Consider the following 26,569-nt stretch of genomic DNA (forward strand, 5'->3'; position numbering starts at 1 on the left):
CGAGATCCCGCACGTGCGTAAGGCTGGCGACTATTCGCCAGTTGCATCTTCTTGTGCTTTTGGTGAGATAGTCCTCGCCGATTCGAGCATAGTCATCATTTTGCTATCGAATAGCAACGGGTAGAACACATAGCAAAGCTCTTTAACTAGTGCGAGGGGTGCTCCATTTCCGGCGCAATTATTATGGATCATCTCAAAGACGCCCAAAATCATGGCGTTTTTGGTGGCTGACTCCAGATCGTCAGGGGCTTGATTCTTCAAGTGTTCGAAAACGACTTTCGGAAAATCTTCTGTGAAGCCACCAGATGGTTTAACGGCATTGATTGCGACGCCAAAATCAAAATCTAGAGACGCTAGCACCCCCTTGTGGAATTGTTTAGTCGTTTCCAGCTCCATCTCGACCGCCTCTTCTAGGCATGCCCTTGCGTAGACCACTGAGCGGTTGGCGTGCTCGATGCGGGCAGCCCATGCGAGTCGCTTCACGGCTGTTTGATCAAATGGAAAATCATGCGAGAAGCTGAGTCGAACGGATCTGTCGGCGCGACCAGACAGCTCTACGTGATCGAACTGATCTTGGGGGAGAGTGAACCAACCACGATCATTGGTCGTGTCCCAGAGCACTGCAACCACAAGGTCAGCGGTTCGTGCCCAACGCAGGACCTGCTTAGCTTTCACGTTAACCTGCGGCAGTCGCCCAGTTGAACAGTCCTTCTCTGTTCCCTTTACTTGCACCCAAATTCTTGCCGGGTCCAAGCGCCCCTCGAAGCAAATTTGCACCATGAGGTCTTCCCCGTAGTCTTCTTGGATCTCGTCTACTGCATGTCCTTGCAGGTTCCATTCTCGTCGCACCCCTGCAACCGCTAGCGAGGCAATTCTGTGTTGTATGGGCCTGTTCGTCATTTCACTTCCGGAGACTCATGACTTCACGATACGAACCGGGTGGAAGTTGCTCAGGAGGATTGTTCGTGACGCAACAGCCTAGGGTGTCCACTAGGTGTGGGGTAGAGCGCAAGGTCGGCGTAGCGACTTTGGCCGGGAGCTGCTTTGGCGCGAGTGATCATGGCCCCGTAAGCTTCCGGCGCGTCGGGCAGTCTGTGGACCTGCCCGGTAAAGCACGACGTTGGGGCCATGATCTTCGAGGCTCGCGCCAAAGTGGCTGGCTAAAGTCGCGGAGCCGACCGCCCCAGCTACGACGTGTTCTGACCTCATGCACTGTGTGCCTGCCTCTTGGGGCGGGAGCGGGCGGCCGGCGGTGCCGAGCGGGGCGGAGACATGAGCGCGGGCGCCGCCGGCCGCCCGCGCCCGCCCGGAGGAGCGAAGCGACGACGGGTGCTTGAACCAGTAGAGAAAGTTTGAATCACGCTCCGATGCCGTGGCGGGCACGGTGGAGCGTCTGCCGGTGCATGGGTCAGTTGAACAGGGCGATCAGTCCGTTCACCCAGATTCCCAGCATCATCAAAACCACGGCCAGGCAGCCGGCTCCTGCCAGGAATCCGCTGAACTTCCCAGTGTCGGCGTCTGGTTCGTCGTCCGGGGTGGAAGGTATCGAGTCCCAGTTCACCGGGCGTCCCAAGGCTTCGGAGCAGGCGGTTCGTACTGCTGTCAGCTGCTCCACGGCGAACTTGGACGGGGCGAGGGACTCGGGACCACGCCACGCGAGTGCCCTCATGCGTTCTTGGGGTGTCCGGTGCCTCGCTTCGAAGGCGGAGGTCTCGTCCGCGTTCCGGTCCTCCTCGAGGTACATCCAGCGCCCCGCTTCCGCGGGCTCTCCGTACAGCCGGTACACCTCTGCCAGGCGACGGCGGAGGGTCAGGTCGTTGGGGTAGGAGGAGACCAGTCCGCGTAGACGTTGACGTGCCATGGGCACACGACCGGCTGCCAGATCCGCGTCGACTCGGGCGAGGGTGGCTGTCAGTGGCATAGCTGCATGATCGGTTAGGAGTGTGGGACGTCTCGACTACTTTTCGTCGGGTGACTGGTCGACCCCAATTCAGTGAGGTGGGAGGACCCGGTTGTAGCCCTCTGGTGGTGTAGAACCCTGGGTATGGGGAGTGAGCGGCGGGAGCGGATGAAGGCGCTCGGGGTGCGTCTTCGGGGGCTGCGTACTGAGGCTGGCCTGACGGGTGCCGTGCTGGCACAGCGGGCCGGTGTAGGGCAACCGACCGTCTCCAAGGTCGAGACCGGGCGCATGGTTCCGAGTCCTGACGTGCTGGATCGGCTCTCGCGTGCCCTCGGCCTCGACGACTCGACCGCGCGTGAAGTGCGTGACCTCCTGGTCGCCGTGGAGGCTGCCGCAGACTCTGGACCGGCATCCAATGGTGAAGCTTCCGCTGGGGCTGCCCTCAATGAAGCGGTGCGGTCTGCTCGGCTGGTGCGGTCGTTCCAGTGCATCGTTCTGCCGGCCATGCTGCAGAGTGCGGAGTACGCCCGGCACGTCTTCGAGAGTGCGCCGAACTCGACTCCTGAGGCGGTCGGTCGTGCTGTCGCTGCCCGTGTGGAGCGGCAGAGCGTGCTGTACGAACCGGGGCGTGAGTCGGTGTTCGTGTTGACGGAGGCCGTGTTGCGGACCTGGCCGGGAACGCCGGCGCTGATGCTCGCCCAGCTCGACCGGTTGTTGGCGGTCGAGAGTCTGAGCACGGTACGGCTCGGGGTCATCCCGTGGCGTCGGCCGGTGCCGCTTCTGCCTCGTCATGGGTTCACGCTGTGCGACCAACAGGCCGTCGTGGTCGAGGCGTTCGCCGGTGAGCGGGTGTCGGTCGACTCCGCCGAGCTGGCCGCGTACGAGGAGACGTTCGGTCGTTTCGAGCAGGCTGCCGTCTTCGGTGATGAGGTGCGGGAGCTGTTGTTGCGGGTGATGAAGGAGTTCCGAGAGCTGGGGGACATCGTCACCCCTTAGAGGAATAATTCCTCTGCATGCCTGGTGTGCTGGTCATGTACGGGAATACTCTGCCGCTGCGTCGTCTAGACCCCTAGACGCAGACAAGGAGCTTGCCATGCGTACCAAGTGGTGCCGTGCCTTCCCCGGCTTGGCCGAGCAGGTGGTCCAGGCCCGTAACTTCGTCGCCGCGATGATCGCCGAAGGGGGCCCGGTCGATGACGCCGTCCTGGTCGTCAGTGAGCTGGCGACCAACGCCGTGCGGCACTCGCGGAGCGGTTCGGCCGACGGCTGGTTCCTGGTGATCGTCGGATTCGGTGACGGTCTCGTGCGCATCGAGGTGGTCGACCAGGGCGGCGAGCGTGTGCCGCATCTGTGCAACGTGACCAGCCATGAAGAGGGCGGGCGCGGACTGCTGTTGATCGCGTCCTGCGCCAAGGACTGGGGTGTGAAGAACTGGCCAGACGGGCGTTCCGTATGGGCCGAGCTGGCATGGGAGGGCGCGTGACCGCGCTCCTGTCGGCGATAGCCGGCGGTTGCCTCGTGGGTGGTGGCTGGTGAGTCCTCGGGGTGTGCCTCGGCGGCGGTTCCGGTTCTTCGTGGTCGGCGGCCGTACGGGACGGCGCCTGCCGCCCATTCCGTCTAGGGCCCTAGACTCCTGGGTACTTCTGGGAGGTGTGGTCATGTCGGACGAGTTGCAGCGGATCATGGCGATCGATGATCCGTACCTGCTCCTGCGTGAGGTCACCACGAGGTTGGCCGACGCGCAGCAGGAGGTGACCGAGCTCGCCCGGCTCCGCCGCCGTGTGGTCCAGGACCTCCACGCTCAGGGACTGTCCTATGCGCAGATCGCCGAGAAGGCCGGCCTGAGCCGCGGGCGGATCCATCAGATCCGGCACACCGGCCCGGCACCCGAGGGGGCCTTCCTCGGCACGGGTGCTGTCACGGTCGTGACTCCGCTGCGGTGGGACGACGCGAAGAAGCGCCCGGTCGTCGCCATGGCCGACGTGAACTCCGGGAAGCGCCTGGAGGAGCTGGCCAAGACGTACGGGCTCAGCGTCAGCTCCGGCCACGTACTCGTGAGCGGTGAAGTCGACCTCAACCGTGACGGCCTGGTCGTCGTCTGCGGGCCGGGCATGTCCCAGGTCATGAGCGACCTGTACGCCCAGGACCCGGTACTCGGCTGGGAGCATCCGGAGGGCGAGCCATGGGCGCTGGTGGACCGGCGCACCGGCACGGCGTACCACGCGGGAGCGGACATCGAACCGCGCCGCCCACACGACGTGGGATACCTCGGCAGGCTGCCGCGCCCGGACGGCAACGGCTCGGTGCTCGCCATCGCCGGCATCCACACGGCGGGCTCCCTCGGCGTCGTCCACCTCCTCGCTTCGGACCTCGGCACGCTCTGGGGGCAGGTGGGGGAGCGGCACTTCTCCACGCTGGTGAGCGTCGAGTACGACCCCGAGACCGACGAACCGCAGTCCGTCGAACTGCTCTGTCCCCTCTACCTGCACGACGAGGAGACGACGGCGTGAACGTCGCCCTCGGCTCCCTGCCCGCCGAACCGGGCCAGCAGAACGAGGACTTCGCAGCCGTCGCTCCCGGCGCGGCCGTCCTCCTCGACGGTGCCAGTGTGGCCGGCGCTGAGACCGGATGCGTGCACGGCGTCGCCTGGTTCTCCTCGACGCTGGGCGGGCTGCTGCTGAGCAGCATCACGGCACACCCCGCCCGGCCGCTCACCGACTGCCTCGCCGACGCGATCCGGGACGTCCGCTCGCTGCACGAGGACACCTGCGACCTGACCTATCGGGCCAGCCCGACCAGTACGGTCGTCGCAGTCCGGGCCGGTGGGGGAGCTCTGGAATACCTCGTCCTCGGTGACTCGACCCTCCTCCTCGCCGACAGGGATGGGAGGACGACTGCCGTCACCGACCAGCGCCTGGACGAGGTCGGTGAACGACTGCGCGCGCCGGTCGACGAACTGCCCACCGGCTCACCCGAACACGCTGCCGCCCTGGCCGAGTACCGCGACGCCCTGACCGGGCTCCGTAACCAGCCAGGCGGCTTCTGGATCGCCGGCCCCGACCCGCGGGCGGCCGAACACTCCCTTACAGGAACGGTGCTGCTGGAGTCGCTGGCATCCGTGACGCTGTTGAGTGACGGCGCCACGCGCCTCGTCGACCAGTTCGCCCTCGTCGACTGGCGAGAGGTGCTGGCCGTCCTCGGCTCCGCCGGCCCGGACGAACTGATCCGCCGCGTGCGGGAGGCAGAGAACGGCGACCTCGACGGGCGGCGCTGGCCGCGCGGCAAGGCAAGCGACGACGCGACGGCCCTTCACTGGGCGCTGCCGTAGCGCATTCGGATGGCCTTCGAAGCCCGCTCGTATACCCCCCTAGACAGTTGACGGAGCGTCGGGTTACGGTAGCCGTCAACCCCCCTAGACAGTTGGGGCGGACTCCTCCCTGCACTGTCTAGGGGGGTATTCAACGGCTCGGTGTCCGTGACGGACGCCCGATCAAGTGAGGTTCACACAATGCGTGTCATCCCCGTGGACACCTCGTCCGCCACTCTGCTGGTCACGAAGCTGCCCGAGGTCAAGGTGAGGGACCGGCAGACCGGCGAGGTGGTCGTGGACCTGGTCACCAACGACCGGCTCATGGTCCTGGAGCTGGTGTTCATCGCCCAGGGCGGCTCGGACATGATCAAGGTCACCGTGCCTGAGAAGGGCATCGGTGAGGGCCTGGCCATGGGCGCGCCGGTCTTCCTGTCCGGCCTGGTGGCCCGGCCCTGGGAGAGCGAGTTCGGCGGCCGTGCCCGGCACGGCATCGCCTACCGGGCGGACGCCGTCATGGTCGGCACTCCGGCCGCGGTGCAGGGCTGAGCGTCATGACCGATGCCCTGTGGGTTCTGGTGCCGGCACTGCTGGCGGTGGCCGCGCTGGTCGCGATGCGCCGTCGGCTGCCGGTCCTGTTCTGGTGGCTGGTCGGGTATCCGGCCGTGACGCTGCGGGTGCTCGCCACGTACCGGGCCACCATGGACGCCTGCGGCCTGACGGTGCCCGCCTCGGCCATGCGCCGGGCCACTGCCCGGATGGTGGGGCGGCAGGCTGCTCCCGTGCCACCTCGCCATTCGCTGCCGCTGCCGACCGGGTCCGGGCTCGTGATGCGGCTGCGCATGGCGGCCGGTCAGGCCCCCGAGGACTTCACCGCCTCGGCCGACCGGCTGCGGCACGCCTGGGGCGCGCACGCCGTGCACGTCCGTCCCACCAAACCGGGACGGCTGGAGCTGCGGTTGATCGGCTGGGACGTCCTCGCCGACGTCCGGCCCCCTCGGCGGTGGCTGCGGACCGAACCGCTGTCCCTGCCGCTGGCGTTGCGCGAAGACGGGCACTGGCACGTCCGGGACTTCCGCACCGTGCCGCACGAACTGATCCTCGGCGCCACGCAGTCGGGCAAGTCCGTGTACCTGCGGAACCTGCTGTGCGGGCTGGCCCGGCAACCCGTCGCGCTCGTCGGCATCGACTGCAAGTGGGGCGTCGAACTGGCTCCGTTCGCGCCCCGGTTGTCGGCGCTCGCCGACACGTCGGACCGTGCGAACGAACTCCTCGACGTCATGGTGGAGGAGATGGAGGCACGGTTCCGCCTGATCGGCATGACGGGCGGGGCCGGTCCGGACGCCGTGCTCACCTCGGACGTCTGGGGCCTGCCCGAGAAGGCGCGGCCGGTGCCGGTCGTGGTCGTCGTCGACGAGGTCGCCGAACTCTTCCTCGCCGCGAGCAAGGACGACGAGAAGCGGCGGGACGCCATGGTCACCAAGCTCATCCGCATCGCCCAGCTCGGCCGCGCGGCCGGCATCTACCTGGAGGTGTGCGGGCAGCGCTTCGGCGCCGAACTCGGCAAGGGTGCCACCATGCTCCGCGCCCAGCTCACCGGACGGGTCTGCCACCGCGTCAACGACGAGACGTCCGCCAACATGGCGCTCGGCGACATCGCACCGGAAGCGGCGCTGGCCGCAACTTCCATCCCGGCCGAACGGCCCGGCGTCGCGGTCGTCGGCGACTCCTCCGGCGGCTGGTCCCGCGTCCGCTCACCCCACCTCACCCTCGACGACGCGGCGGCCGTCTGCCGCGACACCTCCGGCCTGGTCCCGGAACTGCCCCGCCTCGACGCCTTCCGGCCCGTCGTCGCCGAACCGGCCGGGCCGCCCTCACTCCCCGCCGCGGTGCCCACCGCTCGCCCGGCCACCGAGTAACCGCACTCCCTCTCCCACGGCCGGCGTGACCGCCTCACGCCATGTCCCTACCCCTCCCATGCCCGAAACCGGAAGGAAGCCCCGTGCCACGTCCCTCCATCGCCGAGGTCAGCGCGCTCATCGCGGACCTGGCCGCGCTCCGGCAGAACCGGACCTCTGCCGAGTACGCCGCGCTCATGGACCGTAAGGCGGATCTGCTGGAGCGCATCGCCGACCACGCGCCCGGCGACACCGAGGCCGCCGAGGTGGCCCGCCTCGCCCGCGAGCGCGCCGACTCGCTCAAGCCCACCGACTGACCACGCCGGAAGGAGACCGAGCCGATGCGTGCCCATCTGGCCCGCGTGGACGCCGTGATCGTTCAGGCCGTCATCGCCGGTGCCCTGTCCTTCTCCCACCTGCACGACCTGGCCGCTGCGGCCGGGCAGGACGGCTGGAAGGCGTGGGCCTACCCCGTGAGCGTCGACCTGCTCCTGGTCGCCGCCTGGCGCCGGATGCGCCAGCAGCAGCGAGCGAGACAGGCGGCCGGTGGCCCGCGGCTGTGGTTCCTGGTGGCCCTGGCCGCTTCCCTCGGCGCCAACGTCGCCACGGCCGGACTCCTCGATCTGGACGACGTGCCGGCCTGGCTCCGCGTGACGGTCGCCGGCTGGCCCGCCATCGCCTTCTTCGGCGGCACGCTGCTGACCCACGCCCCGCACACCCCGGAAACACCGGAGGCCCCGGCCTCCCCGGCGGCAGACGCCGAAACGGAGCCGCACGCCGCTCCGTCCGCCGTCGACCGGCCCGACCGTGAGGCGCTGCCGGCGTCCTCCGCCGACCCCGGGCCGGCTCCGGAGCCCGCTGCCGAACCGGTCCCTACTCCGGCCCCCGCGCCTGCTCCCGCCGTCGCCCTGCCGCCCGCCCTCGTCGACCGCGTCCGGGCGCTGGCCGACGAGTATCGCTCGACCACTGGCCGCCCCGCCGACCCGGACGCCCTGCGCGCCCGGCTCGGCCTGCCCCCGTCCATGACCGCATCCGTCGCCGCTCACCTCTGAGAGAGGAGCACCACCATGCACCGCCGCTTCCGCAACGTTCGCCGTATCGGACCCGTGAACGTCGCCTCGTACGTCGACCGCGGCCGGAACCGTCACCTGGCCGCCTGCACCGCGCCCCGCTGCGACTTCTCCGCCGAGTACGACAGCCGCGCCGCCGCCGAACTCGCCGCCCGTACCCACCGCTGCTCGGCCTGACAGGAGATCACCGCCATGGACGTTCCGCTCTGGCTCGCCCTGCTCGTCGTCGGGGTTCTCGGCGTCAAGCTCATCCGCCCGCCCTGGTGGCTCATCGCCGTCCTGCTCCTCGGCGGCTACCTCCTCGCCGACAGCCTGTTGGCCCCCGTCATCGACACCGCCGTCAAGTAACCGTGAAGGGAGACCCGCTCATGTTCCGACCGAAGCTCCCCGCCATGCCCCAGCCGACCGGCCTGGTCACCCCGCCCGCTGTCGTCGAGCCGACCGCCGCCACCTCGGTCGTCCCGGCCCCGGCGTCGTCCCGCCTGGCCGTCCGGCTCACGCCCGGTACCGCGCTCGCCCTCGTCGGCGGCGGCACCGCCGTGGTCCTGGTCGTCGGCGCCGTCCTGGTCTCCATGCTCCTCGCCGTCGCCATCACTGCCGCGTCCGTGGCTGTGTGCGCCGTCGTCGTCCGCTCCCTTCTCAGCCGCCGCTGACCTCACCGCCTTCCGCCCGCCCGGCTTGCTCGTACTGTCTAGCCCCCTCGACAAGTCGGGCGGGGGCTTGCCGCGCCGAACTCCCGACCTCTCTGCAAGGAGGAATCCGCACATGCACACCGCGGCTCCGACCGGAGCCATCCGCCGCTTGGTGGCCCTCGCCCAGCACGGCGACCTCAGCACCTACGCACGCCAGATCCAACGTCTCGGCGGCTGCGAGCGGCCCGTCCGGATGGAGGGCCACCGGCTCGACGTCCACGCCGCCACGGGCGAGATCCTCCGGGAGGTCGTCGACCGTGACCTTCCGGCCGGGCAACTCCTCATCCGCTGCAACAACCGCCGGGCCACCCGGTGCGCCGCCTGCGCCGAGGTGTACCGCAAGGACACCTTCCACCTCGTCACGGCCGGCCTGAGCGGCGGCAAGGGCATCAGCCCGTCCGTCGCCCAGCACCCGCGCGTCTTCGCCACCTTCACCGCCCCGTCATTCGGCCCTGTCCACAACCGTCCGGGCGGCGGTCGGTGCCGCTGCGGACGCCTCCACCCGGACGACGACCCCGCCCTGGGCACGCCCCTGGACCCGGACCGCTACGACTACCGCGCGGCCGTCCTGTGGAACGCGCACGCCGGGGCACTGTGGGGCCGCTTCACCACCTACCTGCGCCAGCAGCTCGCCTCCCGCGCGGGCATTAACCGCTCGGCGCTGCGCCACTGCCTCAAGGTCTCCTACGCCAAGGTTGCCGAGTACCAGCGGCGCGGCGCCGTCCACTTCCACGCCGTCATCCGCCTCGACGGCCCGGAGGGCGCTGAGGACGCCCCGCCGGCCTGGGCCACGACCGAACTGCTCACCGACGCGATCCGCTCGGCGGTCCGGCTCGCGGAGACGCCTGGCCCGGTCCTCGACGGCCACGCGTACGCCTTCCGCTTCGGCGAACAGCTCGACATCCGCCCCATCCGCTCGGCCGACTTCGCCGGCACCTCGGAACTGTCCAGCCGCGCCGTGGCCGCCTACATCGCCAAGTACGCCACCAAGGGCGCCGAGACCGCGGGCACCCTTGACCGCCCCATCCGCAACCCGATCACGGACCTGATCGGCTCCGGCGTCACCGACCACGCCCGGCGCATGATCCTCACCTGCTGGCACCTCGGCGCCCTGCCCGAACTCGAAGATCTGCGCCTGCGCAAGTGGGCCCACATGCTCGGCTTCCGCGGCCACTTCTCCACCAAGTCCCGCACCTACTCCGTCACCCTCGGCGCCCTCCGCCAGGAACGCGCCGACCACAACGAAGCCCTGACCCGCGAACGCGCGGCCGAGGCCGGCCACCCGCTGCCCGACCCGGACACCGTCCTCGTCCTCTCCCACTGGCGCTTCGCCGGCACCGGACTGACCGCCGCAGAGACGTGGCTCGCCGCCTCTCGCAACTCCGCTACTTCACCGGAAGGAGAACCCACACATGGCTGACCGCTACCTGACCGTGGCGCAGGTGGCCGAACTCCTCGGCACCACGGAACGCTTCCCGCGCCGCCTGATCGCCGAGCGACGCATCGTGTTCGTCAAGGTCGGTCGGCACGTCCGCATCCCGGAGAGCGCGCTGAACGCCTTCATCGACGCCAACACGGTGCAGCCGATCGGCGACCGGCGCAGCTCCCTGCGGAGGGCTGCCTGATGGCCAACAAGAAGGGGAGGCGCCGGGACTTCGGATCGGTCCGGCAGCTTCCGTCCGGCCGTTGGCAGGTCCGCTACCGGGACCCGGCGACGGGACAACTGCGCCCGGCGGAGAAGACGTACACGACCAAGACCGATGCCCAAGTCGCCCTGACGCACATCGAGTCGGACATTGCGCGCGGGCAGTGGTCGGACCCGGACGCCGGGGCGGTGAACTTCGAGGAGTACGCCACCGCGTGGCTGCGGGACCGGAAGCTCGCCGACCGCACCCGTGAGCGGAACGAGTCGGTGATGCGGCTGCACATCCTGCCCACCTTCGGGGGCGGAAGCGTGGCCGATGTGACGACGGCCCGAGTGCGAAGCTGGCGCGGAAAACTCCTCGCGGCCGGCGTCGGTGAGCCGTCGGTGGTCAAGGCGTACCAACTGCTGCGCGCCCTGATGAACACGGCCGTGGACGACGAGCTGATCCGGCGCAACCCGTGCCGCATCAAGGGCGCGGACCGCTACGACGTGCCTGAGCGGCCGGTCCTCACAGTGGCGGAGGTCTTCGCCGTCGCCGACTCCATCGTGCCGCGCTACCGGCTGCTCGTGCTCCTGGCGGCCTTCACCACCCTGCGGTTCGGGGAGCTGGCGGCCCTGCGGCGCCGGGACGTCGACTTGGAGGCGCTGACCGTCACCGTGCGCCGCGCTCAGGCCGAGCTGCAGGACGGCCAGCTCTTCGACAAGGCGCCGAAATCCGCGGCCGGGGTGCGCTCCGTCTCCTTCCCGGCCGAACTCCTCGACGCGGTTACGCACCACCTGGAGCACTTCGCCGCTCCCGCCCGCGACGGGCACGTCTTCGTCGGCCCGCAGGGCGGGCAACTGCGGCGCAGTAACTTCCGGGACGACTGGGTAAAGGCCCGGAAAGCTGCGGGCGTTACGGCAGAGCTGCACTTCCACGATCTTCGCCACACGGGCAACACGCTTGCCTCGACAGCCGGGGCCAGCACGCGGGAGCTGATGACGCGCATGGGGCACAGCAGCTCTCGGGCCGCGTTGATCTACCAACACATGACCAGCGACCGGGATCGGGCTATCGCAGACCGTCTTGGAGCCATGATCCGCGGGAATGGGGGCGGCGTCCCCGGCTAGGAGACGGGTGAGGGTTCGTGATGGTTGTGCGGTACATGTGAACGCCCTGCCGTGGGGAGCGGCGGGGCGTTCGGTATGCATGCGTGTGGACACGTCGGAGACGCGCCTAACTGTGAATCACGAATAAGTAACGATGTGGCCAGTCATTCGGTGGCGGTATTGCGCCCCGCATACTTGACTAGACCAGTGGTACTCACAGCCTAAAGGATCAAACGCCATTGTCAAACGGCGCCTGGGTGGCGACTGCCGTCGCTGCTCTGAGTGCGTGTGGCTTCATAGCGCATGCTGTCCTCGACGCAATCCCCCCTCTGTCCAAGAAGGCTCAACGAGCAGTCCATTCACTGCGCAGCCTTCGCGACACATGGAAGGGGGATGATCGAAAGTCGCGCGACTAACTGAACATCCAGAAGGCTCGCGGGCTCCTCACTGACCGAGACGAGACCAAGAGCGAGTCGTAGAGCCGGCCCGATCGCTGATCGCGCAAAGGGCCGAGCGCCCCACCGGCACCTCGGTGGGATGTGGCATTAGTGGCACGCATGTGGCACGGCGCCTAGGACGATGAAGGGCCAGCCTAAGGGGAAACCCCTCCTGGGCTGGCCCTTCTCTCTGTGCCCCCGGCAGGATTCGAACCTGCGACACCCGCTTTAGGAGAGCGGTGCTCTATCCCCTGAGCTACGAAGGCGGGGGCTTGGAGGAAGCCTTGGAGGAGATCCAGTGAGTGGATCTTCGGCAAGGCGGCCAAGCCCGTCGGCCGGACGTGGTGTGGACCCTGTTGAGCGGCATTGTTGCCCGACGAGAGCCACGCCAGCGGCTGACCATGGAACAGGGTAGCGGATGGGCGTCCGCGGGGGGACTCGGACGGTGCGTGCTGGGCGGAGCGGGCAGGTGGAGGACTTTCTGACCTGCGGATTCTTCGAACTGCTCCTTTGAGAAGTACGTATGGGACGACGCACTGGCGACGATCGTTCCGTTCCGGGAGCGTGCCGAGGGACGTGATCGAGGACGGCGCTCCGGCGACGACTTCGGGGACGTACTGCGCCAGCATGGTTCCCGGGCGTGGTGCTGCTACGTCTTGCCGAGGGCCTGCGTGGGAACCCCGGTGCCGGGGAGCCGGTGAGCGGCCGGGTGCCGAGGATCCGCGCCTTCTCCGCGGCATGTGGCGGCGCCGCCCTGTGGCCCTGTCCACGGGGCGGCGCGAGAGTCCGCGCCGTGCGTGTCCGATCGCGGTGGGTCAGCCGCCGTCGACGTAAGCGCGTGCGGCGACCATGACGTCCCTGAAGCGTCCCTCGGCGATCACGGTGAGGGGGGCTTCGTCCTCGAGGTGGGGGTTCATTCCGATCATCCAGGCGCGTGCCGTGTAGAGGCTTTCGGCGTCCTGGATGAGCTGGAACACCTGCAGGGCGGCGCGGAGGCGGTCCTCGGCGTCCTGGCGGGGTGCCGAGTCGCCCGAAGCCCACTTGCCGACCTGTCGGGGGTCGTTGATGTTGGTGATGCGGGCGGTCAGGCGCTGGCCGAGGTTGTCTTGCAGGAAACGGGCGATGTCCGCGATGGACATGCGTACCGTGGTGGCGTGGGCCCGCTCGGCGCTCGCCGCGCTCTTGGCGGCCGCGGGGCTGTTGGTTTTGGTGGCCATGACATTTCCTCCCTCGTGTGCCGACTGCACGCCTGGCGGGTGGCCGACCGGTCGCGTGTCAGGCAACGGGTGCAGGACTCGATTGCGGACGACTCGGCCTGTCGCACGTCCCGTGGGGTGCGGATGCGGGCCTGGCGCCGCTGACTGATGTGACGCTTCTGGAAGGCGGATCCGCGGGGAAGCGTGACCTCTGCGGATCGTGACGGCGCTAGACGCCTGTGGTCAGCATCGCTGCATGCCGGTCACGGAGACGGATCCGGTGCTGGGCTGACTGAGGGGGTGCAGGCTGTGCAGGAGCTTGTCGCGACGCCAGTTGCTCGGCTGGCCGGCCTGCGGGGTGCCGGCAGGAGGTATCGGCGCGATCGCGGGTATGGCGATGGCGGCCGGTCGTAACTGGTGCTTGACGGTGTTCATGGTCCCTCCCCAATAGTCGAATGAGTTAAGGCTACCCAGAATCCACCACTAACTCCACCGTTTTTGCGCTGACTCCTGCCATCTGAAGATCGGTCAAGAAGCTTCCCTGAGAGCTGAGTTGGGGTGTTGACCTGCGGCTTCGTGTCATCCTGTTGCCTGGTGGTGTCAGGTGGCGGCTGGGGTTTTCCTTCGTTCGGGCTACGCGGTCGGCTGAGGTTTCACGGTGGATGCGAGTGGGGAATGACAGGGGTGACCCCGTGGCGTCAGCGGATGGTGAGCCCGTACTCGTCGGTGACTCTTCGCAGCCCCTCGGTCTCCGGCCAGATCGGCTGTCTCTCCACCTCCACCAGATCGACATCGCTGAAGACGGCCCAGCACTGGCGCATCCCGAAGCGGGAGCGGTAGGCGATCCCCTGGACCAGCCGGCCCTGTCGCGGGTCGCGCTGCGCGATCGCCCAGGCGGCGATCTGGCGGGTCACTCTGCGGTTCGTGCCTTGGATGTGCTCGGCGGTCAGATCGGTGATGCCGAACGGCGCCAGCTCCTCCTTGAGCTCTCTCGACAGCGTGCGCAGCGTCTGCTCGTCGTCGACGTCCAGGAACCGCGCTTCCTTGGCCGGCTGCAACCGCACCAGCGTGTGCCGGGTGCGCCAGTCCTGGGGAAGGTGGCCCGGCCTCATGAAGTAGGGCTCGTTCCAGTCGTCACCGATGAATTCACGCAGTTCGGGATCCACGCGGAAAGGAGCCAGCGCCTCGGCGAAGCACCCGTCGAGATCGGAGGCGCAGTACAGGGTGCCGTAGCTCACCAGGCTCCACCTGTTGCCCCCCGAGCGGCTGTCGTCCTCCCGGCTGATCCTGTTGTACTTGCAGGGGTCCTCCGCCTTCCCCAGGCGCCACACCCCGCGTTCCGGTGCCGGTATGAGACTTGCCTCTAACGGTGTGCCCTCACTCATGGGCCGCTCCTTGCTTGAGGTACGGACGTGCACGGTTCTCGGGTGTGGTGCGTCGTCTGCCGTGTGCGCGGCGGGGACGGGCGTCGGCATGTACTGCCGGATGTCCGGGGCCGGATGTCCGGGTGCCTGGGGGCCGGGTGTCCGGGGTCCGAGCACAGCCGAACGATCATTTTCTGCTGCCGGACGGACAGGAGCGACTGGTCCCGCCGATCCCATGAGGGGCGCACGAAGGATTTGAGGGGGCGCACGGCCTAATGCGTGGGCGACGGTTCCTCCAGGTCCAACTCGAGAACGGCGACTCCGGCCTCTCCCGCCATGGCGAGGACGACCGTGTCGGCGGATTCGCCGGAGGGGCGCACGGACAGGGTGTGCACGGGATTTCCCGTGGCCAGCTGCAGGACACACCGCGACGTCGTCGCGTCCCAGACCCGGATCGTGCCGTCCCGGGAGGAACTGGCGACGTAGGAGCGGGGGACGTCGGCGGACGTCGTCCAGGTGGCGACGGCTTCGACGGCGGCCGTGTGCCCGCGGAGCCCCTCGCCGATGGGTGCGAGGGTACGCAGGTCCCACAGGCGCACCGTGTGGTCGTCCCCACCGCTGGCGAGGAAGGGCGGCAACGGGGAGGTGCCCGCGTTGACGGCCACGGCGTTGATGATTCCCTGCCGGCAGTAGAGGACGTGTCCGGGCGCGTCGTCCGTGGCGTCCCCCAGGCGTACCGTCCCGTCGGCGCTGCCGAAAGCGAACCAGTCCGCCGTGACTCCGTCGGACGCCGCCGCCACGGTCCGGACCGTGTAGGGGTGCCGCCACAGCCGTAGCGGTCGTTCTTCGTCCAGGTCCCAGAGCCGGACGGTGAAACCGTCGCTGCTGATGGCCAGCCGCCGTCCCCCGCGGGCCGCGGTCGAGGCGAGGGCGCGTACGGGCCGGGAGTGCCCGTCGAGGAGGATGTCCGCGGCGGTACCGCGTACGGGGTCCCAGGCCCTGATGCTGTGGTCGGGCGCCGCCCAGAGGAGCAGGCGCCGGTTCTCCTTCTCGGGCGCCCAGCCGAGGGCGGACGAGGCGTGGTTCGAGCCCCTGTCGAAGGAACCGGTGACCGTCCCGGTGCGGGTGTCCCAGACCTGGGTCCGCGCGGTGCTGTAGTGGACGGCCAGCTGTGGCGGGGCGACGGGGTCCGGAGTGATCGCCGCGGCCACGGCGGCGGGGGCCGTGGCGGTGCCCCGGATCGTGTGGCGGACGGCGTCCGCGTTCCAGAGCCGGACGGTGTTGTCCCGAGCGGTGGAGGCGAGTCGGTCACCGTCGTCGGCCGGGATCGCGCGCAGGGCGGTCACGGCGTCCGTGTGTCCGGTGAGCCGGCCGGTCCTGCGCCCGGTGTCCGTGTCCCACAGGTCGATCGTCGGTCCCGAGCCGGCCGCGGCGAGCAGGTCCGTGCCGTCGACGCGCAGTGCCGCCAGGGCGGTGACGGGCTCCCCCTCCCCCCGGAAGGTGGTGAGGGGGCCCGAGGCCGTGTCCCACAGGGTGATGGAGCCGTCGCCGTGGCCGGTCGCGATCCGGCCCGGCACGGTCGTGTCGGTCAGGCACCTGACGGGAGCGTCGACCGGGTGTTCACCCAGTGGTCGGTGGTCCGCGGTGTCCCAGATCCGCAGCGTGCGGCCGGCACCGAGCAACAGCCGCCGGCCGTCGTGGCCGACGGCGGAGGCCAGCGCGAACGCGGCCCGTTCCCCCGGATGAGCGCTCATGTCGGCCAGGTGGAGTTCCTCCGAGTGCTCGCGCCAGAGTTTCACCGCGCCGTCACCGTCGACCGCCGCCACGGTCAACGTCCCCGTCTCGTCGCGGTATCCGGTGACAGCGGCGGTCCAGGTGCGCCCCTCGAACGTCATGTGGTCGAGCAGCGTTCCCCGGATCGTGTCCCAGACGCGTACCGTGCCGTCGGTGCTGCCGGAGACGAGGGTTCCCCCGCCGGTGGGGCGCGCCACGAAGAACAGGCACCGCACCTCGCCGTCGTGCGCGGGAATCCGGTCCCCGACGGCCGTGCCGGTGGCCGTGTCGATGAGCTCGATGCCGCCCGACTCACCGCCCACGGCGAGCAGTCCGGCGCCGCCGGGGCCTTCGGCCGCGGCCAGCGACGTACTGCGACGGCTGAGTGTCGCGAGCACGTTGGAGGGCGGTGCCCATCGTGACCAGAGGACCCGCAGACGGGAGCCCGCGAAGTCCGCGGCCTCCTGGGGCAGGTCCTGACGGGGAACGCCGGGGAACCGCAGGGCCGTGTAGGCCAGGTGCAGACTGGAGCAGCGGGAGGGGAGGTCCGCGTCCTGGACGTAGGGCTCGATGGCGGCCCACGCGGTGAGCCATGCCCGGTCCGTCCGGTGGGTGTGCGGGAGGCCGAGGAGGCCCCGGACGCCGCCGCCGGAGACCCACGGCAGCAGGCCGGGCGGCACGTGGTCGTCGTCCAGTGCCTCGCCGAGCGCGGCATGGTGGGCCAGGTGCCGGGTCAGATAGGGGTGCGGCACGGTCGCCGCGTCGGGCTTGACCAGACGCGCCAGCGCTGCCGCGATGCGCGCATGGGCCTGCCGCTCGTCGGCGTGGGCGTTCCCCTGCCGCTCATCCGGATCCATCCGGGGCCCTCCTCGTCCCGTGCGGCGGCTGGGGCCACCGGCGCAGCATCGCCCCGAGTCGCTCGTGGGCGGGCCGGTACACGACGTGCTCGTCCTCGATGTCGTGCGTGAGGTATCCGGCGAGCCGGCCTTCGAGGAGCCGTCGGATCTTCTCGTCGGTGTGATCGATGCGGGCCCGCAGCAGCGCTGAAGCCACGGCCGGCCACACCTGGGCCCACGGCATTCCCCGCCCCAGCCCGAAGGCGGTGGCGCGCAGCAGCGCGAGCGCCTCCTCCCTTTCCAGGCCGTCGTCGCCGACCCGGTGGAGGTCCTGCTCGAACAGGCCCATGGTGCCCCGGTCGAGCCGTGAGAGCCACAGCGGGTCGCGGAGCAGGGTGATTCCGTCGTCGCGGCGCAGTTGTTCGGCGGCCAGGCGGGCGTCCAGGAAGGACCGGCCCACATGACCTGCCACCCGCTGTGCCGCCGAGGCGATCGCCTTCGGGTCGGTGCCCCACGGCGCCCCGGCCAGCAGGGCGCTCACGTAGGCGGCGATGTCCGCCCGTACCCCCTCTCCGTCCGTGCGCACCACCTGCGCCGCGGGGAAGACGAGCAGGAGTTCCTGCAACAGCCCCCGCAGGCCGGTGGCGGCGGCCGCCCCCGGGGTGCCCGGGCTGGTGCTGCGGACCCCGATGAGGAGACGCAGGCCGCCGTGGCCTGAGGGCGGTCCGGCCGGTGCGGGGCCGGTGGCCTGCGCGGGGAGGGGGACCCTGTCCGCGGCACCGGCCCCGCCGGCATAGCCGACGAGGGGCACGAGAACGTCCCGGACGCAGGCACCGGCGGCCGGGGACTCGTCGAGACCGTCGACGACCACCGTGACCGTGCCCTTCCGGCGGTCCGAGAAGAAGGCGCGCAGTCCTTCCTGCCATTGCCGCAGCGCGTCCGCCGCGGGTCGCGTACGGTCCGGCTCACCGCCCAGCCGGGTGCCGATGGCCTCGATCAGGCTCAGCGGGCCACGGTTGCGGGCCGACACCGCCACGTGGATCGATCCCTCGTCCGGGACGGTGTCCGCGGGCGCCTTGGCCACCGCCTCCGCGTAGCGGGGCGACGCCCGGAAGGCGGAATCGCTCAGCGTCACGGCCCGGGCCAGCACCGCGGATTTCCCGCTGGCGGCGGTGCCGGTCACGATGAGGACGCCCGCGGGACCTTTGACGAAGCTCGTCAGCCGGCGGTTGATCTCCTGGCGGCCGGAGAAGTACCAGCCGGGGTCGTCGGGGCCGGCGCGGCCGCTGGCGCGGTCCAGCCAGTACTCCAGTTCCTCGGGCGTGGCCGCGACTTCCTCCCTGGCTTCTGTGACCACCTGCGGTCTGGGCCGGTAGCCGGGGTTGGGCAGGGTGGGGACCGGGACGCCGAGCTTGCCCTGGAGGACCGTCCGAGGGCCCGCGAGGGAGAGGTCCCGTTCTTCGTTGAGCCGCTCGGTGGCCTGCTCGAGGGCCTGCATGAACTCGGAGATCGACAGGTACGGACGGGTGATTCCGGCCGCGTCCTGGAACCACGCGAAGGCCGTGCGCAGGACGACGGCGAACTCGCGGCCCAGCACCGGGGAGCGGGCCCCCGTCGTCGCCACGACGTTCAGCGCCCTGTCCGGGGTGCCCGGACGGACGAGGTCGCGGACCAGGGCCCTGAGCTCCACGTCGATGCCCTCCGCCTCACAGGCGTTGACGATGACGAGTACGTGGCGGGCCAGTGAGTCGAGGGCCGCGATGACGACCTCGTTCGTCGGCATGCCCGTCGCCGGCAGCCGGTCGGTGTCGGTGCCGGGCAGCAGCAGGAAGTGCCGGGCGGAGGCGCCGACAGCGCCGTGTGACGTGACGTAGAGGACCAGCGCCTCGTCCTCCGCCGCCTCCCGGATGCCGGAGCCGTGCAGGAAACGCTCCACGTCGTGACGCTCCTCCGGCGCACGCAGAACGGTCTGTACGAACCCTTCGCCCGGTTCCGGCCCCGCCTTCCACCACGCGGTCACGACCGACAGCTGTTCCTCGATCGCCTTGGTGAACTCCGGGTCCCCGTCCTCCACGGTCACGATGACCAGTGAGCCGGCGGCCGCCCCCGCGTCCTCTTCGCCTTCGCCCTTCGACGGATCGGTCCGCCCGGCCAAGCCGATCCCCCCATGCTCCCCCCGCATGTTCTCTATTGTTCACAGCCATGAATCGCCATGGGGCAGAACACACGAACTCCTCCGCCGCACCCACGGTGACCGACGACGTCACCCAGGACGCCGTCGTCATCGTCCCCGGCATCATGGGCAGCGAGCTCTACGACACCGTCGCCCGGAAGACCGTATGGGGCTTATCCGGCGTGTCGTGGCTGCTGAAGGCATGGACACGGCCCAAGGGCCTCGAGCCGCTGCGCCTGACCCCGGAGGAACTGGAAGGCAGAACCACCCGGATCAAGGCCACCCAGCTGATGCGCCACTCGTCCTGGACCCCCTACCTCCAGGGGCTCGAGCCCTACACCGACCTGATCGCCGCCGTCCGGGGCTGCGTCGCCGATCCGGCCGCCGTCCTGGAGTTCCCCTACGACTGGCGCCTGCCCGTCGCGGTCAACGGCCACCTGCTGGCCCGGGCCGCCCGCCGCCACCTGACCGCCTGGCGACGGCATCCCGCCCACGACACCGCCCGGCGCAACCGTGTCGACGAGCGTCCCGCACGCCTCGTCTTCGTCGCCCATTCCATGGGAGGCCTCGTCACCCGGGCCGCCCTCGACGCCACGTACGACGGCGCGCTGGCCGACGACACCCGCGCCGTCCTCACCCTCGGTACGCCCTTCCACGGCGCGGTGAAGGCGGCGGCGATCCTCAGCACCGGGCGCGGTACCCCCGTCCCGCTCCCGCACCGGCAACTGCAGTCCGTCTCAGCCACCATGCCGGGCCTTCACGACCTCCTTCCGCACTACGCCTGCCTCATCGACGGGAGGAACGCCCGTCGCCTCACCCCCGGTGACGTGGCGGGAATCGGCGGTGACGCCGATCTCGCCCAGGCGGCGGTCGAGTTCCAGGAGAAGCAGGCCAACGTGAGGCTGCCCGGACACTGGGCGGTGGCCGGCACCAACCAGGCCACCATGCAGAGCCTCACCATCCGCGACGGCGTGGTTCACCCGCATCACCACGGAGTCCGGCAGCACACCAACGGTGACTTCATCCGCGACCCGCGCGGCGGCCTGAGGTTCTACGACGTCAAGGGCGACGGCACCGTCTACAAGGACTCCGCGGCCGTCGGACCCGCGGTCACCCCCCTTCCCCTCCAGCACGGAGCCGTGGCTTCGGATCGCGTCGCGCTCAAGGCCGTGGCGGAAGTACTGCGGGACGACGAACACCTGGGCCCGCCCCAGGGCGCTCCCGGCTGCGGACTGGACGTCCCTGACCTGGTGGACGTCGGAGCCGCTTGGGACATCACGCTCAGCGGCGTGAACTCCCTGGCCGGTCTCCGGTGCGAGATAGCCGACGTCACGGGCCGGAACCCGCGGGTCCTCAGAGCGGGCTGGGGCGACGGACACATCAGGGCCAGGACCACCGTGGATGCTCCGGGCCTGTACCGCGTCACGGTGCGCACCCCTGACGGCCACGCCGTCACCCAACTGGTACTGGCCGGCGAACCCGGCGCCGTGCGGGAAGTGGAATAGGAGCCTGGCCTCGGGAATCTCCTGCGAGCCGCCAGGAAGGCGGGGTGTGATCGCGGCACGCGGTCCCGGGCGGGTGTCTCCGTCGGGCCCCGAGCGTCCCGGTCGGCACCGGGCTGAGGGGCCCGGCCCGGTGATCGTCGTCGATCGTGCCGCGGCACACCCGCTCCGCCGTCGCGGCCCCGTCCGACGAGGGTGCCGGCCCGCTGCCCGGCCGGGCGCGCCGGGGATCAGTCCGGTGCCCTACGGGTCACCCGTACCCGGTACTCCTCCGCCTCCGCCGCCGTCACCGTCACCCGGACGCCCGCCCGGCGGTCCACGAAGGTCTCGCCCGGGGCGAACGTCGCGTCCGAGAGTTCCGCGTGGACGTTGGGGGAGCGGGTGCAGCCGCCGCTGTCGCGGTGGGAGTCGTGGACGGTGACCGGGCCCATGCCGGTGTCCACGTTCGCGTCGACGCGGTAGACGAGGACGCCGGGGCGGCACACCGCCTCGTCGTTGCCGGCCCGGGTGCGCAGTTCGACGGCGTAGCCGGAGTGGCCGTTCAGGGGGATGAAGACGAGTTTCGGGCCGCCCGGCAGCGCGAGGGGGGTGAGGGCGTACTCCCGTGTGCCGGGAGCGGACGCGCAGCCGACCTGGGACGCGTCCAGCCAGCCCAGCTTCCACTTGTGCCAGGCGAGGAAGTCGTTGTTGGCGCCCCAGTCCTCGCTCATGATGTCCCAGTGGCCGACCGCGCCGCCGCCCTCGGCGGTGTAGAGGTCGGGCAGGCCGAAGACGTGGCCGTTCTCGTGCGGCAGCACGCGGTAGCCGGTGCGGTCGTAGGAGCCGGAGCCGTCGTCCTGGCGGGAGTAGACGAAGGACGCGTTGGCGACGGGGACGCCGTCCGCGCTCGGGGCCTCCTTGTTGCCGGCGAAGGTCACGGACAGGACCGTGTCGAGGGCGGCGGGGCCCGCGTTGGGGCTCACCAGCACGTTCAGCAGGTCGTACGACCGGAAGTCCACCTCGGGATCGGCCTCGGCCACGATGTCGCGGACCAGTTCGCGGTAGCCGGGGTCGAAGGGGGCGCCGCGCTCTATGCCGTAGGCGCGGAACGACCTGGGCATCCGGATCCAGTCGGGGACGGGGAGTTCGGGACGGTAGTCGAGACGGCCGTAGGAGCTGGTGGTGAACCACTGGCGGGTCCGGGGGAAGAACTCGCGGTAGCGGTCGAGGGCGTCGCCCTCGCCGGGCGCGTCGGAGAAGTCGATCATCAGGGTGAGGGCGCGGACGGTGCCGGTGGAGCGGGTGTAGCCGGGAGCCGTGGGGATGCCCTCGGACATCTGGGTCTCCCGGTCCGCGGTGATCGTGCAGGGGCCGTGCGTGGAGACGGGCGACAGGGCGCTGGGGCCGGCGCCGGCGGGGGAGGTGGCGGGGGAGAGGCGGCCGTTGCCGGCCGAGGTGCTGACCGCGAGGGTCAGGGCGGTCACCGATGCCAGGGCGGCCAGCCGGCGCGGGGATATCCGGCGTCGGCTCGGCTGCGGCTGCATGCGGGGACCTCCGCTCCACACTGCAGCCGCCGGTCTCCGACTGCACCCTTGCGATCACCCTGTGTCACCGGGTGGGCGGGCGCCTGCTGGGAGGTCCGATCGTGGGGCCGCACCACCCGTGCGGTGTGATGCGGGTCACATGAAAAGGGTCCGGGGCGGGAAATAACCGGGGATCGTTTCCCCGTTTGAACCTGTGTCCGTGCGAAACGGGGATTCGCTCCCCGGATTGCCGGGAGATGACGACAAGGCAAAGCCACGACGACCCAGGAGTGCACCGTGCAGACCGCCACCCCCGTACCGCGCAAGGCGCCCAGGCCCCGTGCCGACGCCCTGCGCAACCGGGAGCGGATCGTCGCCGCCGCCCGGGAGATGTTCGTCGAGTTCGGGCCCGAGGTGCCCCTCGACGACGTCGCCCGCCGGGCCGGCGTCGGCAACGCCACGGTGTACCGCAACTTCCCCGACCGCGACGCGCTGGCGCGCGAGGTCGTCTGCTCCGTGATGGACCGTACGGTGCGGGCGGCCGAGCAGGCGCTCAGCGAGAGCGGGGACGCCTTCGAGGCACTGGAGCGCTTCGTGCACACGGCCGCCGACGAGCGGATCGGCGCGCTGTGCCCGATGGTCTCCAGCACCTTCGACCAGCACCACCCCGACCTGGAGGACGCACGCCGACGCGCCGAGAGCCTCGTCGCGCAGCTGATGGACCGCGCCAAGGCGGCCGGTCAGCTCCGCGCCGACGTGGAGTACGGCGATCTGATGGTGGGCGTCGCCCAGCTGGGCCGGCCCCCGGCCGGCACCGGCTGCGTCAGCGCCGACCGTTTCGTCCACCGCCATCTGCAGCTGTTCCTGGACGGGATGCGGGCCCCGGCCCCGACCGTCCTGCCGGGCGCGGCGGTGACCGTGGAGGATCTGCGCCGCTGAGCGATCTCTGACGCGAGCAGGATTTCCGTACAGCGGCCGTCCCCAGGGCGAGCCGTTCCCTGACGACACCGATTTTTCGTTACATCTTTCTGAATTTCGTACGTTCTTCTGAATTTCCGTCACAAGCTTCCGAAGTGGGTACCCCCATGTCTCAGACAGCCTCAGCGGCCGGAAAGGCCCTGAGCGTCCCCGACGCCAACCGCTGGAAAGCGCTCGTCTTCATCGCGCTCGCCCAGCTGATGGTGGTCCTCGACGCCACCATCGTGAACATCGCCCTGCCCTCCGCCCAGCAGGACCTGGGCATCTCGGACGGCAACCGCCAGTGGGTGGTCACCGCCTACGCCCTCGCCTTCGGCGGACTGCTGCTGTTCGGCGGCCGGATAGCCGACCTGTGGGGGCGCAAGCGGGCCTTCGTGCTCGGCCTGGCCGGGTTCGCGCTGGCCTCCGCGCTCGGCGGCGCGGCCACCAACGAGGCCATGATGTTCGGCGCCCGCGCCCTCCAGGGCGTCTTCGGCGCGCTGCTCGCGCCCGCCGCGCTGTCCCTGCTCGCGGTGATGTTCACCGACGGCAAGGAGCGCGCCAAGGCGTTCGGCATCTACGGCGCGATCGCCGGTGGCGGCGGCGCCGTGGGCCTGATCCTCGGCGGCTTCCTCACCGAGTACCTGGACTGGCGCTGGACGTTCTTCGTGAACATCCCGTTCGCCGTGGTCGCCGCGGCCGGCGCCTACTTCGTCATCCGTGAGCCTGCCGGCGGCCGCAACCGCTCGTCGCTCGACGTCCCCGGCGTGGTGCTGTCCACCGTGGGTCTGGTCGCGCTGGTCTACGGCTTCACCCGCGCGGAGTCCGAGGGCTGGAGCGACTCACTGACCATCGGCATGTTCGTCGCCTCCGCCGTGCTGCTCGCCGCCTTCGTGGCCGTCGAGGCCAAGGTCAAGGCGCCGCTGCTGCCGCTGCGCGTGGTCACCGAGCGCAACCGCGGCGGGGTGTACCTGTCCCTGGGCCTGGCGATCATCGCGATGTTCGGCCTGTTCCTCTTCCTCACCTACTACCTGCAGGTCGTGAAGGGGTACTCGCCGGTGAAGACCGGCTTCGCCTTCCTGCCGATGATCGCGGGCATGATCACGGGCTCCACCCAGATCGGCACCCGGCTGATGACCCGGGTCGCGCCCCGGCTGCTGATGGGCCCCGGCTTCCTGGTCGCCGCGCTCGGCATGCTCTTCCTGACCCGGCTGGAGATCGACACCTCGTACGCGGGCGTCCTGCTGCCCGGCATGCTGCTGCTCGGCCTCGGCATGGGTACGGCGTTCATGCCGGCCATGTCTCTGGCCACGCTGGGCGTCGAGCCGCGTGACTCCGGTGTCGCCTCCGCGATGGTCAACACCTCGCAGCAGGTGGGCGGCGCCATCGGCACGGCCCTGCTGAACACGATCGCCGCCTCGGCCACCACGTCCTACGTCGCCGACCACATCGGCGGCGCCACGAGCCGGTCCCAGCAGCAGCTGGTCCAGCTCCAGGGGCAGGTGCAGGGCTACACCAGCGCGATCTGGTTCGCCGTCGGGATCCTGGTGGCGGCCGCGGCCATCGCCCTGACCCTGATCAACGCCGGCAAGCCGGGCGGCACCGCGGTCGCCGGGTCCGCCGACGAGGCCGCCGGGGACGAGATGGCGGTGCCGGTGGCCATGCACTGACGGCCACCCGCCGATCCCTCACACCGTACGGAGGAGACCTTCACCCCGTACGGGAGAAACCCTCACCGCCCGTACGGAAGAGGAGGGGACGCCCCTTCCGTACGGTTCCCCGGACCTGCCCCGGCTCCCGCCCGTCAGCGGAGCCAGGGCAGGTCCGCGCCCGTTCCGCTGGGCTGGAGTCCCTCGGCGATGATCCGCATGATCTCGCCGAGGGACTCCTGCTGCTCGGGGGTGAGCCGGTCGAAGACCGCCTGGCGTACGGCGTCCACGTGACCGGGGGCGTGCCGGCGCAGCACCTCCAGGCCCTCGTCGGTCAGTACGGCGAACTGGCCCCGCTTGTCGGAGGGGCAGTCCTCGCGGCGCACCCAGCCGCTCTTCTCCAGGCGCGCGACGGCGTGCGAGAGGCGGGAGCGGGTGATCTTCGCGGACATCGCCAGTTCCGTCATCCGCAGCCGGCGGAGCGGGGACTCGGCGAGCTTGACCAGCAGGCCGTAGTAGACGTGCGGCATTCCCGCGTCACGCTGGAGCTGGCGGTCGAGGTGGTCTTCCAGGAGGGTGGCGGCCTCGATGTACGAGCGCCAGACGCGCTGCTCCTCGTCGGTGAGCCAGCGGGGTTCGTCGGCGGGCGCCGATGATGCTGCGGGTGCCGTGTTCATGTACTCCACTGTACGGCCGCTCTCCTTGAAGGTTAAACAAAACCGGCGTACAGTCGGCACAAGAAATTGAGAGTTCAAGCAAGACTGGAAGCCCGTCGGAGGGAGCCGCCGCCATGACCGCCGCCGCCCATGAACGCATGCCCGCGCTCTACCTCAGCCACGGCGCCCCGCCCCTGGCCGACGACCCCGTCTGGCCCGGCGAACTGGCCGCCTGGTCGGCCGGACTGCCCCGCCCGAAGGCGATCCTGGTCGTCTCCGCCCACTGGGAGGAGGCCCCGCTCGCCCTCGGCGCCACCGAGCCCGTCCCCCTGGTCTACGACTTCTGGGGCTTCCCCGAGCACTACTACCGGGTCACCTACGGCGCCCCCGGCGCCCCCGCGCTCGCCGAGTCCGTACGCAAGCTGCTGCGCGCCCCCGGCACCCCCGTCCAGGACGTCCCCGACCGGGGCCTGGACCACGGCGCCTACGTCCCGCTGATCGAGATGTACCCCGAGGCCGACATCCCGGTGCTCCAGGTCTCCATGCCCACCCTGGACCCGGTGCGGCTGATGGAGATCGGGCGCCGGCTCGCGCCGCTGCGCGACGAGGGCGTGCTGATCGTCGGCTCCGGGTTCTTCACCCACAACCTCGCCGCACTGCGCCAGGGCGGCATCCCCGCCTGGTCGGCGGAGTTCGACGCCTGGGGCCGGGAGGCCCTGGAGGCGGGCGACGTGGACGCGCTGCTCGACTTCACCCGCAAGTCCCCGGCCGGCCTGCTCGCCCACCCGCGCACCGAGCACTTCGCCCCGCTCTTCGTGACCATGGGCGCCGCGGACGCCGCCGGGGAGCTCGGGGAACAGAAGTCCGTGATCGACGGGTTCTGGCTGGGGCTGGCCAAGCGGTCGGTGCAGTTCGGCTGAGGC

27 protein-coding genes and 1 tRNA gene are annotated in these 26,569 nt (G+C 70.2%); 18 read left to right on the forward strand and 10 right to left on the reverse strand.

Annotation, left to right across the window (positions count from 1 at the left end):
• Positions 1-30 precede the first annotated feature (30 nt).
• Both ACH5AO_RS28630 and ACH5AO_RS28635 read right to left on the reverse strand, forming a co-directional pair.
• Positions 31-900 (reverse strand): DUF4365 domain-containing protein, encoded by an 870-nt coding sequence (locus tag ACH5AO_RS28630; protein ID WP_398929592.1) that lies wholly within the window; start codon positions 898-900, stop codon positions 31-33.
• Between the two features lie 508 nt (positions 901-1,408).
• Positions 1,409-1,921, reverse strand: coding sequence for a DUF6584 family protein (locus tag ACH5AO_RS28635; RefSeq protein WP_398929594.1), 513 nt, complete (start codon positions 1,919-1,921; stop codon positions 1,409-1,411).
• Between the two features lie 123 nt (positions 1,922-2,044).
• Here ACH5AO_RS28635 and ACH5AO_RS28640 point away from each other — a divergent pair, with 123 nt between their 5' ends.
• From ACH5AO_RS28640 to ACH5AO_RS28705, 14 genes are all read left to right on the forward strand, one after another.
• Positions 2,045-2,896 carry a helix-turn-helix domain-containing protein gene (locus ACH5AO_RS28640; RefSeq protein ID WP_398929596.1) on the forward strand — a complete coding sequence of 284 codons (852 nt, stop codon included), beginning with the start codon at positions 2,045-2,047 and terminating at the stop codon, positions 2,894-2,896.
• 97 nt (positions 2,897-2,993) lie between these two features.
• Entirely contained in the window at positions 2,994-3,383 is a 390-nt protein-coding gene (locus tag ACH5AO_RS28645) for an ATP-binding protein (protein WP_398929598.1), read from the forward strand.
• Positions 3,384-3,558: 175 nt separating this feature from the next.
• A complete protein-coding gene (locus ACH5AO_RS28650) occupies positions 3,559-4,410 on the forward strand; it encodes a sigma factor-like helix-turn-helix DNA-binding protein (RefSeq protein WP_398929600.1) in 852 nt (283 codons plus the stop codon).
• The gene (locus ACH5AO_RS28655; RefSeq protein WP_398929601.1) at positions 4,407-5,228 is read left to right on the forward strand and encodes an integrase; all 822 of its coding nucleotides are present in this window, start codon (positions 4,407-4,409) and stop codon (positions 5,226-5,228) included. Before ACH5AO_RS28650 ends, ACH5AO_RS28655 begins: the two co-directional genes overlap by 4 nt.
• Positions 5,229-5,408: 180 nt before the next feature.
• On the forward strand, positions 5,409-5,756 hold the full coding sequence (locus tag ACH5AO_RS28660; protein ID WP_398929603.1) for a hypothetical protein: 348 nt from the start codon (positions 5,409-5,411) through the stop codon (positions 5,754-5,756).
• A gap of 5 nt (positions 5,757-5,761) precedes the next feature.
• On the forward strand, positions 5,762-7,126 hold the full coding sequence (locus tag ACH5AO_RS28665; protein ID WP_398929605.1) for an FtsK/SpoIIIE domain-containing protein: 1,365 nt from the start codon (positions 5,762-5,764) through the stop codon (positions 7,124-7,126).
• A gap of 83 nt (positions 7,127-7,209) precedes the next feature.
• On the forward strand, positions 7,210-7,422 hold the full coding sequence (locus tag ACH5AO_RS28670) for a hypothetical protein (RefSeq protein WP_398929607.1): 213 nt from the start codon (positions 7,210-7,212) through the stop codon (positions 7,420-7,422).
• A gap of 24 nt (positions 7,423-7,446) precedes the next feature.
• Complete coding sequence (locus tag ACH5AO_RS28675) at positions 7,447-8,157, forward strand: DUF2637 domain-containing protein (protein WP_398929609.1); 711 nt, start codon at positions 7,447-7,449, stop codon at positions 8,155-8,157.
• 15 nt (positions 8,158-8,172) lie between these two features.
• A complete protein-coding gene (locus ACH5AO_RS28680) occupies positions 8,173-8,352 on the forward strand; it encodes a mobile element transfer protein (protein WP_030339219.1) in 180 nt (59 codons plus the stop codon).
• Positions 8,353-8,367: 15 nt separating this feature from the next.
• On the forward strand, positions 8,368-8,523 hold the full coding sequence (locus ACH5AO_RS28685; protein WP_107486109.1) for a hypothetical protein: 156 nt from the start codon (positions 8,368-8,370) through the stop codon (positions 8,521-8,523).
• Between the two features lie 20 nt (positions 8,524-8,543).
• The gene (locus tag ACH5AO_RS28690) at positions 8,544-8,828 is read left to right on the forward strand and encodes a SpdD-like protein (protein ID WP_398929612.1); all 285 of its coding nucleotides are present in this window, start codon (positions 8,544-8,546) and stop codon (positions 8,826-8,828) included.
• A gap of 112 nt (positions 8,829-8,940) precedes the next feature.
• Complete coding sequence (locus ACH5AO_RS28695) at positions 8,941-10,287, forward strand: replication initiator (protein ID WP_398929614.1); 1,347 nt, start codon at positions 8,941-8,943, stop codon at positions 10,285-10,287.
• Positions 10,280-10,492, forward strand: coding sequence for a helix-turn-helix domain-containing protein (locus ACH5AO_RS28700; protein ID WP_037640101.1), 213 nt, complete (start codon positions 10,280-10,282; stop codon positions 10,490-10,492). Before ACH5AO_RS28695 ends, ACH5AO_RS28700 begins: the two co-directional genes overlap by 8 nt.
• Positions 10,492-11,622: a tyrosine-type recombinase/integrase gene (locus tag ACH5AO_RS28705; RefSeq protein ID WP_398929616.1), complete on the forward strand. Its 1,131-nt coding sequence runs from the start codon at positions 10,492-10,494 to the stop codon at positions 11,620-11,622. Before ACH5AO_RS28700 ends, ACH5AO_RS28705 begins: the two co-directional genes overlap by 1 nt.
• Before the next feature lie 609 nt (positions 11,623-12,231).
• Here the strand turns inward: ACH5AO_RS28705 and ACH5AO_RS28710 are convergent.
• The 6 genes from ACH5AO_RS28710 to ACH5AO_RS28735 all read right to left on the reverse strand — a co-directional run bounded on the left by ACH5AO_RS28710 (position 12,232) and on the right by ACH5AO_RS28735 (position 19,389).
• A tRNA-Arg gene (locus ACH5AO_RS28710) sits at positions 12,232-12,304 on the reverse strand.
• A 549-nt stretch (positions 12,305-12,853) separates the two neighbouring features.
• On the reverse strand, positions 12,854-13,255 hold the full coding sequence (locus tag ACH5AO_RS28715) for an XRE family transcriptional regulator (protein ID WP_398929618.1): 402 nt from the start codon (positions 13,253-13,255) through the stop codon (positions 12,854-12,856).
• A 222-nt stretch (positions 13,256-13,477) separates the two neighbouring features.
• Entirely contained in the window at positions 13,478-13,669 is a 192-nt protein-coding gene (locus ACH5AO_RS28720; protein ID WP_398929620.1) for a hypothetical protein, read from the reverse strand.
• Positions 13,670-13,932: 263 nt separating this feature from the next.
• Complete coding sequence (locus ACH5AO_RS28725) at positions 13,933-14,619, reverse strand: RES family NAD+ phosphorylase (RefSeq protein WP_398929622.1); 687 nt, start codon at positions 14,617-14,619, stop codon at positions 13,933-13,935.
• A 251-nt stretch (positions 14,620-14,870) separates the two neighbouring features.
• Entirely contained in the window at positions 14,871-17,228 is a 2,358-nt protein-coding gene (locus tag ACH5AO_RS28730; protein ID WP_398929624.1) for a WD40 repeat domain-containing protein, read from the reverse strand.
• On the reverse strand, positions 17,215-19,389 hold the full coding sequence (locus ACH5AO_RS28735; RefSeq protein WP_398929626.1) for a hypothetical protein: 2,175 nt from the start codon (positions 19,387-19,389) through the stop codon (positions 17,215-17,217). The genes ACH5AO_RS28730 and ACH5AO_RS28735 overlap by 14 nt, the downstream gene beginning before the upstream one ends.
• Positions 19,390-19,409: 20 nt before the next feature.
• Here ACH5AO_RS28735 and ACH5AO_RS28740 point away from each other — a divergent pair, with 20 nt between their 5' ends.
• Positions 19,410-20,885 (forward strand): esterase/lipase family protein, encoded by a 1,476-nt coding sequence (locus ACH5AO_RS28740; protein ID WP_398929628.1) that lies wholly within the window; start codon positions 19,410-19,412, stop codon positions 20,883-20,885.
• 227 nt (positions 20,886-21,112) lie between these two features.
• Here the strand turns inward: ACH5AO_RS28740 and ACH5AO_RS28745 are convergent, their stop codons facing one another.
• Positions 21,113-22,405, reverse strand: a complete 1,293-nt coding sequence (locus ACH5AO_RS28745; RefSeq protein ID WP_398929630.1) for a M6 family metalloprotease domain-containing protein — start codon at positions 22,403-22,405, stop codon at positions 21,113-21,115.
• A gap of 276 nt (positions 22,406-22,681) precedes the next feature.
• Here ACH5AO_RS28745 and ACH5AO_RS28750 point away from each other — a divergent pair, with 276 nt between their 5' ends.
• Together ACH5AO_RS28750 and ACH5AO_RS28755 are read left to right on the forward strand one after the other, a co-directional pair.
• Positions 22,682-23,323, forward strand: coding sequence for a TetR/AcrR family transcriptional regulator (locus tag ACH5AO_RS28750; RefSeq protein ID WP_398929632.1), 642 nt, complete (start codon positions 22,682-22,684; stop codon positions 23,321-23,323).
• Positions 23,324-23,469: 146 nt separating this feature from the next.
• On the forward strand, positions 23,470-25,011 hold the full coding sequence (locus ACH5AO_RS28755; RefSeq protein WP_398929634.1) for an MFS transporter: 1,542 nt from the start codon (positions 23,470-23,472) through the stop codon (positions 25,009-25,011).
• A gap of 134 nt (positions 25,012-25,145) precedes the next feature.
• On the opposite strand, the gene ACH5AO_RS28760 is transcribed toward ACH5AO_RS28755, so the two are convergent.
• Entirely contained in the window at positions 25,146-25,667 is a 522-nt protein-coding gene (locus ACH5AO_RS28760) for a MarR family winged helix-turn-helix transcriptional regulator (RefSeq protein ID WP_398929636.1), read from the reverse strand.
• Between the two features lie 113 nt (positions 25,668-25,780).
• Between ACH5AO_RS28760 and ACH5AO_RS28765 the strand changes: the two genes are divergently transcribed.
• Complete coding sequence (locus ACH5AO_RS28765; RefSeq protein WP_398929638.1) at positions 25,781-26,566, forward strand: dioxygenase; 786 nt, start codon at positions 25,781-25,783, stop codon at positions 26,564-26,566.
• Positions 26,567-26,569: the final 3 nt, after the last annotated feature.

Source organism: Streptomyces sp. NPDC018964, assembly GCF_044390325.1.
Lineage (GTDB): Bacteria > Actinomycetota > Actinomycetes > Streptomycetales > Streptomycetaceae > Streptomyces.

Excerpts from the sequence above, each read along its gene's own strand:
- ACH5AO_RS28630 (WP_398929592.1), bottom strand. The coding sequence starts at position 900 with ATGACGAACAGGCCCATACAACACAGAATTGCCTCGCTAGCGGTTGCA.
- ACH5AO_RS28635 (WP_398929594.1), bottom strand. The coding sequence starts at position 1,921 with ATGCCACTGACAGCCACCCTCGCCCGAGTCGACGCGGATCTGGCAGCC.
- ACH5AO_RS28640 (WP_398929596.1), top strand. The coding sequence starts at position 2,045 with ATGGGGAGTGAGCGGCGGGAGCGGATGAAGGCGCTCGGGGTGCGTCTT.
- ACH5AO_RS28645 (WP_398929598.1), top strand. The coding sequence starts at position 2,994 with ATGCGTACCAAGTGGTGCCGTGCCTTCCCCGGCTTGGCCGAGCAGGTG.
- ACH5AO_RS28650 (WP_398929600.1), top strand. The coding sequence starts at position 3,559 with ATGTCGGACGAGTTGCAGCGGATCATGGCGATCGATGATCCGTACCTG.
- ACH5AO_RS28660 (WP_398929603.1), top strand. The coding sequence starts at position 5,409 with ATGCGTGTCATCCCCGTGGACACCTCGTCCGCCACTCTGCTGGTCACG.
- ACH5AO_RS28665 (WP_398929605.1), top strand. The coding sequence starts at position 5,762 with ATGACCGATGCCCTGTGGGTTCTGGTGCCGGCACTGCTGGCGGTGGCC.
- ACH5AO_RS28675 (WP_398929609.1), top strand. The coding sequence starts at position 7,447 with ATGCGTGCCCATCTGGCCCGCGTGGACGCCGTGATCGTTCAGGCCGTC.
- ACH5AO_RS28680 (WP_030339219.1), top strand. The coding sequence starts at position 8,173 with ATGCACCGCCGCTTCCGCAACGTTCGCCGTATCGGACCCGTGAACGTC.
- ACH5AO_RS28685 (WP_107486109.1), top strand. The coding sequence starts at position 8,368 with ATGGACGTTCCGCTCTGGCTCGCCCTGCTCGTCGTCGGGGTTCTCGGC.
- ACH5AO_RS28690 (WP_398929612.1), top strand. The coding sequence starts at position 8,544 with ATGTTCCGACCGAAGCTCCCCGCCATGCCCCAGCCGACCGGCCTGGTC.
- ACH5AO_RS28695 (WP_398929614.1), top strand. The coding sequence starts at position 8,941 with ATGCACACCGCGGCTCCGACCGGAGCCATCCGCCGCTTGGTGGCCCTC.
- ACH5AO_RS28700 (WP_037640101.1), top strand. The coding sequence starts at position 10,280 with ATGGCTGACCGCTACCTGACCGTGGCGCAGGTGGCCGAACTCCTCGGC.
- ACH5AO_RS28705 (WP_398929616.1), top strand. The coding sequence starts at position 10,492 with ATGGCCAACAAGAAGGGGAGGCGCCGGGACTTCGGATCGGTCCGGCAG.
- ACH5AO_RS28715 (WP_398929618.1), bottom strand. The coding sequence starts at position 13,255 with ATGGCCACCAAAACCAACAGCCCCGCGGCCGCCAAGAGCGCGGCGAGC.
- ACH5AO_RS28720 (WP_398929620.1), bottom strand. The coding sequence starts at position 13,669 with ATGAACACCGTCAAGCACCAGTTACGACCGGCCGCCATCGCCATACCC.
- ACH5AO_RS28725 (WP_398929622.1), bottom strand. The coding sequence starts at position 14,619 with ATGAGTGAGGGCACACCGTTAGAGGCAAGTCTCATACCGGCACCGGAA.
- ACH5AO_RS28730 (WP_398929624.1), bottom strand. The coding sequence starts at position 17,228 with ATGGATCCGGATGAGCGGCAGGGGAACGCCCACGCCGACGAGCGGCAG.
- ACH5AO_RS28735 (WP_398929626.1), bottom strand. The coding sequence starts at position 19,389 with ATGCGGGGGGAGCATGGGGGGATCGGCTTGGCCGGGCGGACCGATCCG.
- ACH5AO_RS28740 (WP_398929628.1), top strand. The coding sequence starts at position 19,410 with ATGAATCGCCATGGGGCAGAACACACGAACTCCTCCGCCGCACCCACG.
- ACH5AO_RS28745 (WP_398929630.1), bottom strand. The coding sequence starts at position 22,405 with ATGCAGCCGCAGCCGAGCCGACGCCGGATATCCCCGCGCCGGCTGGCC.
- ACH5AO_RS28755 (WP_398929634.1), top strand. The coding sequence starts at position 23,470 with ATGTCTCAGACAGCCTCAGCGGCCGGAAAGGCCCTGAGCGTCCCCGAC.
- ACH5AO_RS28760 (WP_398929636.1), bottom strand. The coding sequence starts at position 25,667 with ATGAACACGGCACCCGCAGCATCATCGGCGCCCGCCGACGAACCCCGC.
- ACH5AO_RS28765 (WP_398929638.1), top strand. The coding sequence starts at position 25,781 with ATGACCGCCGCCGCCCATGAACGCATGCCCGCGCTCTACCTCAGCCAC.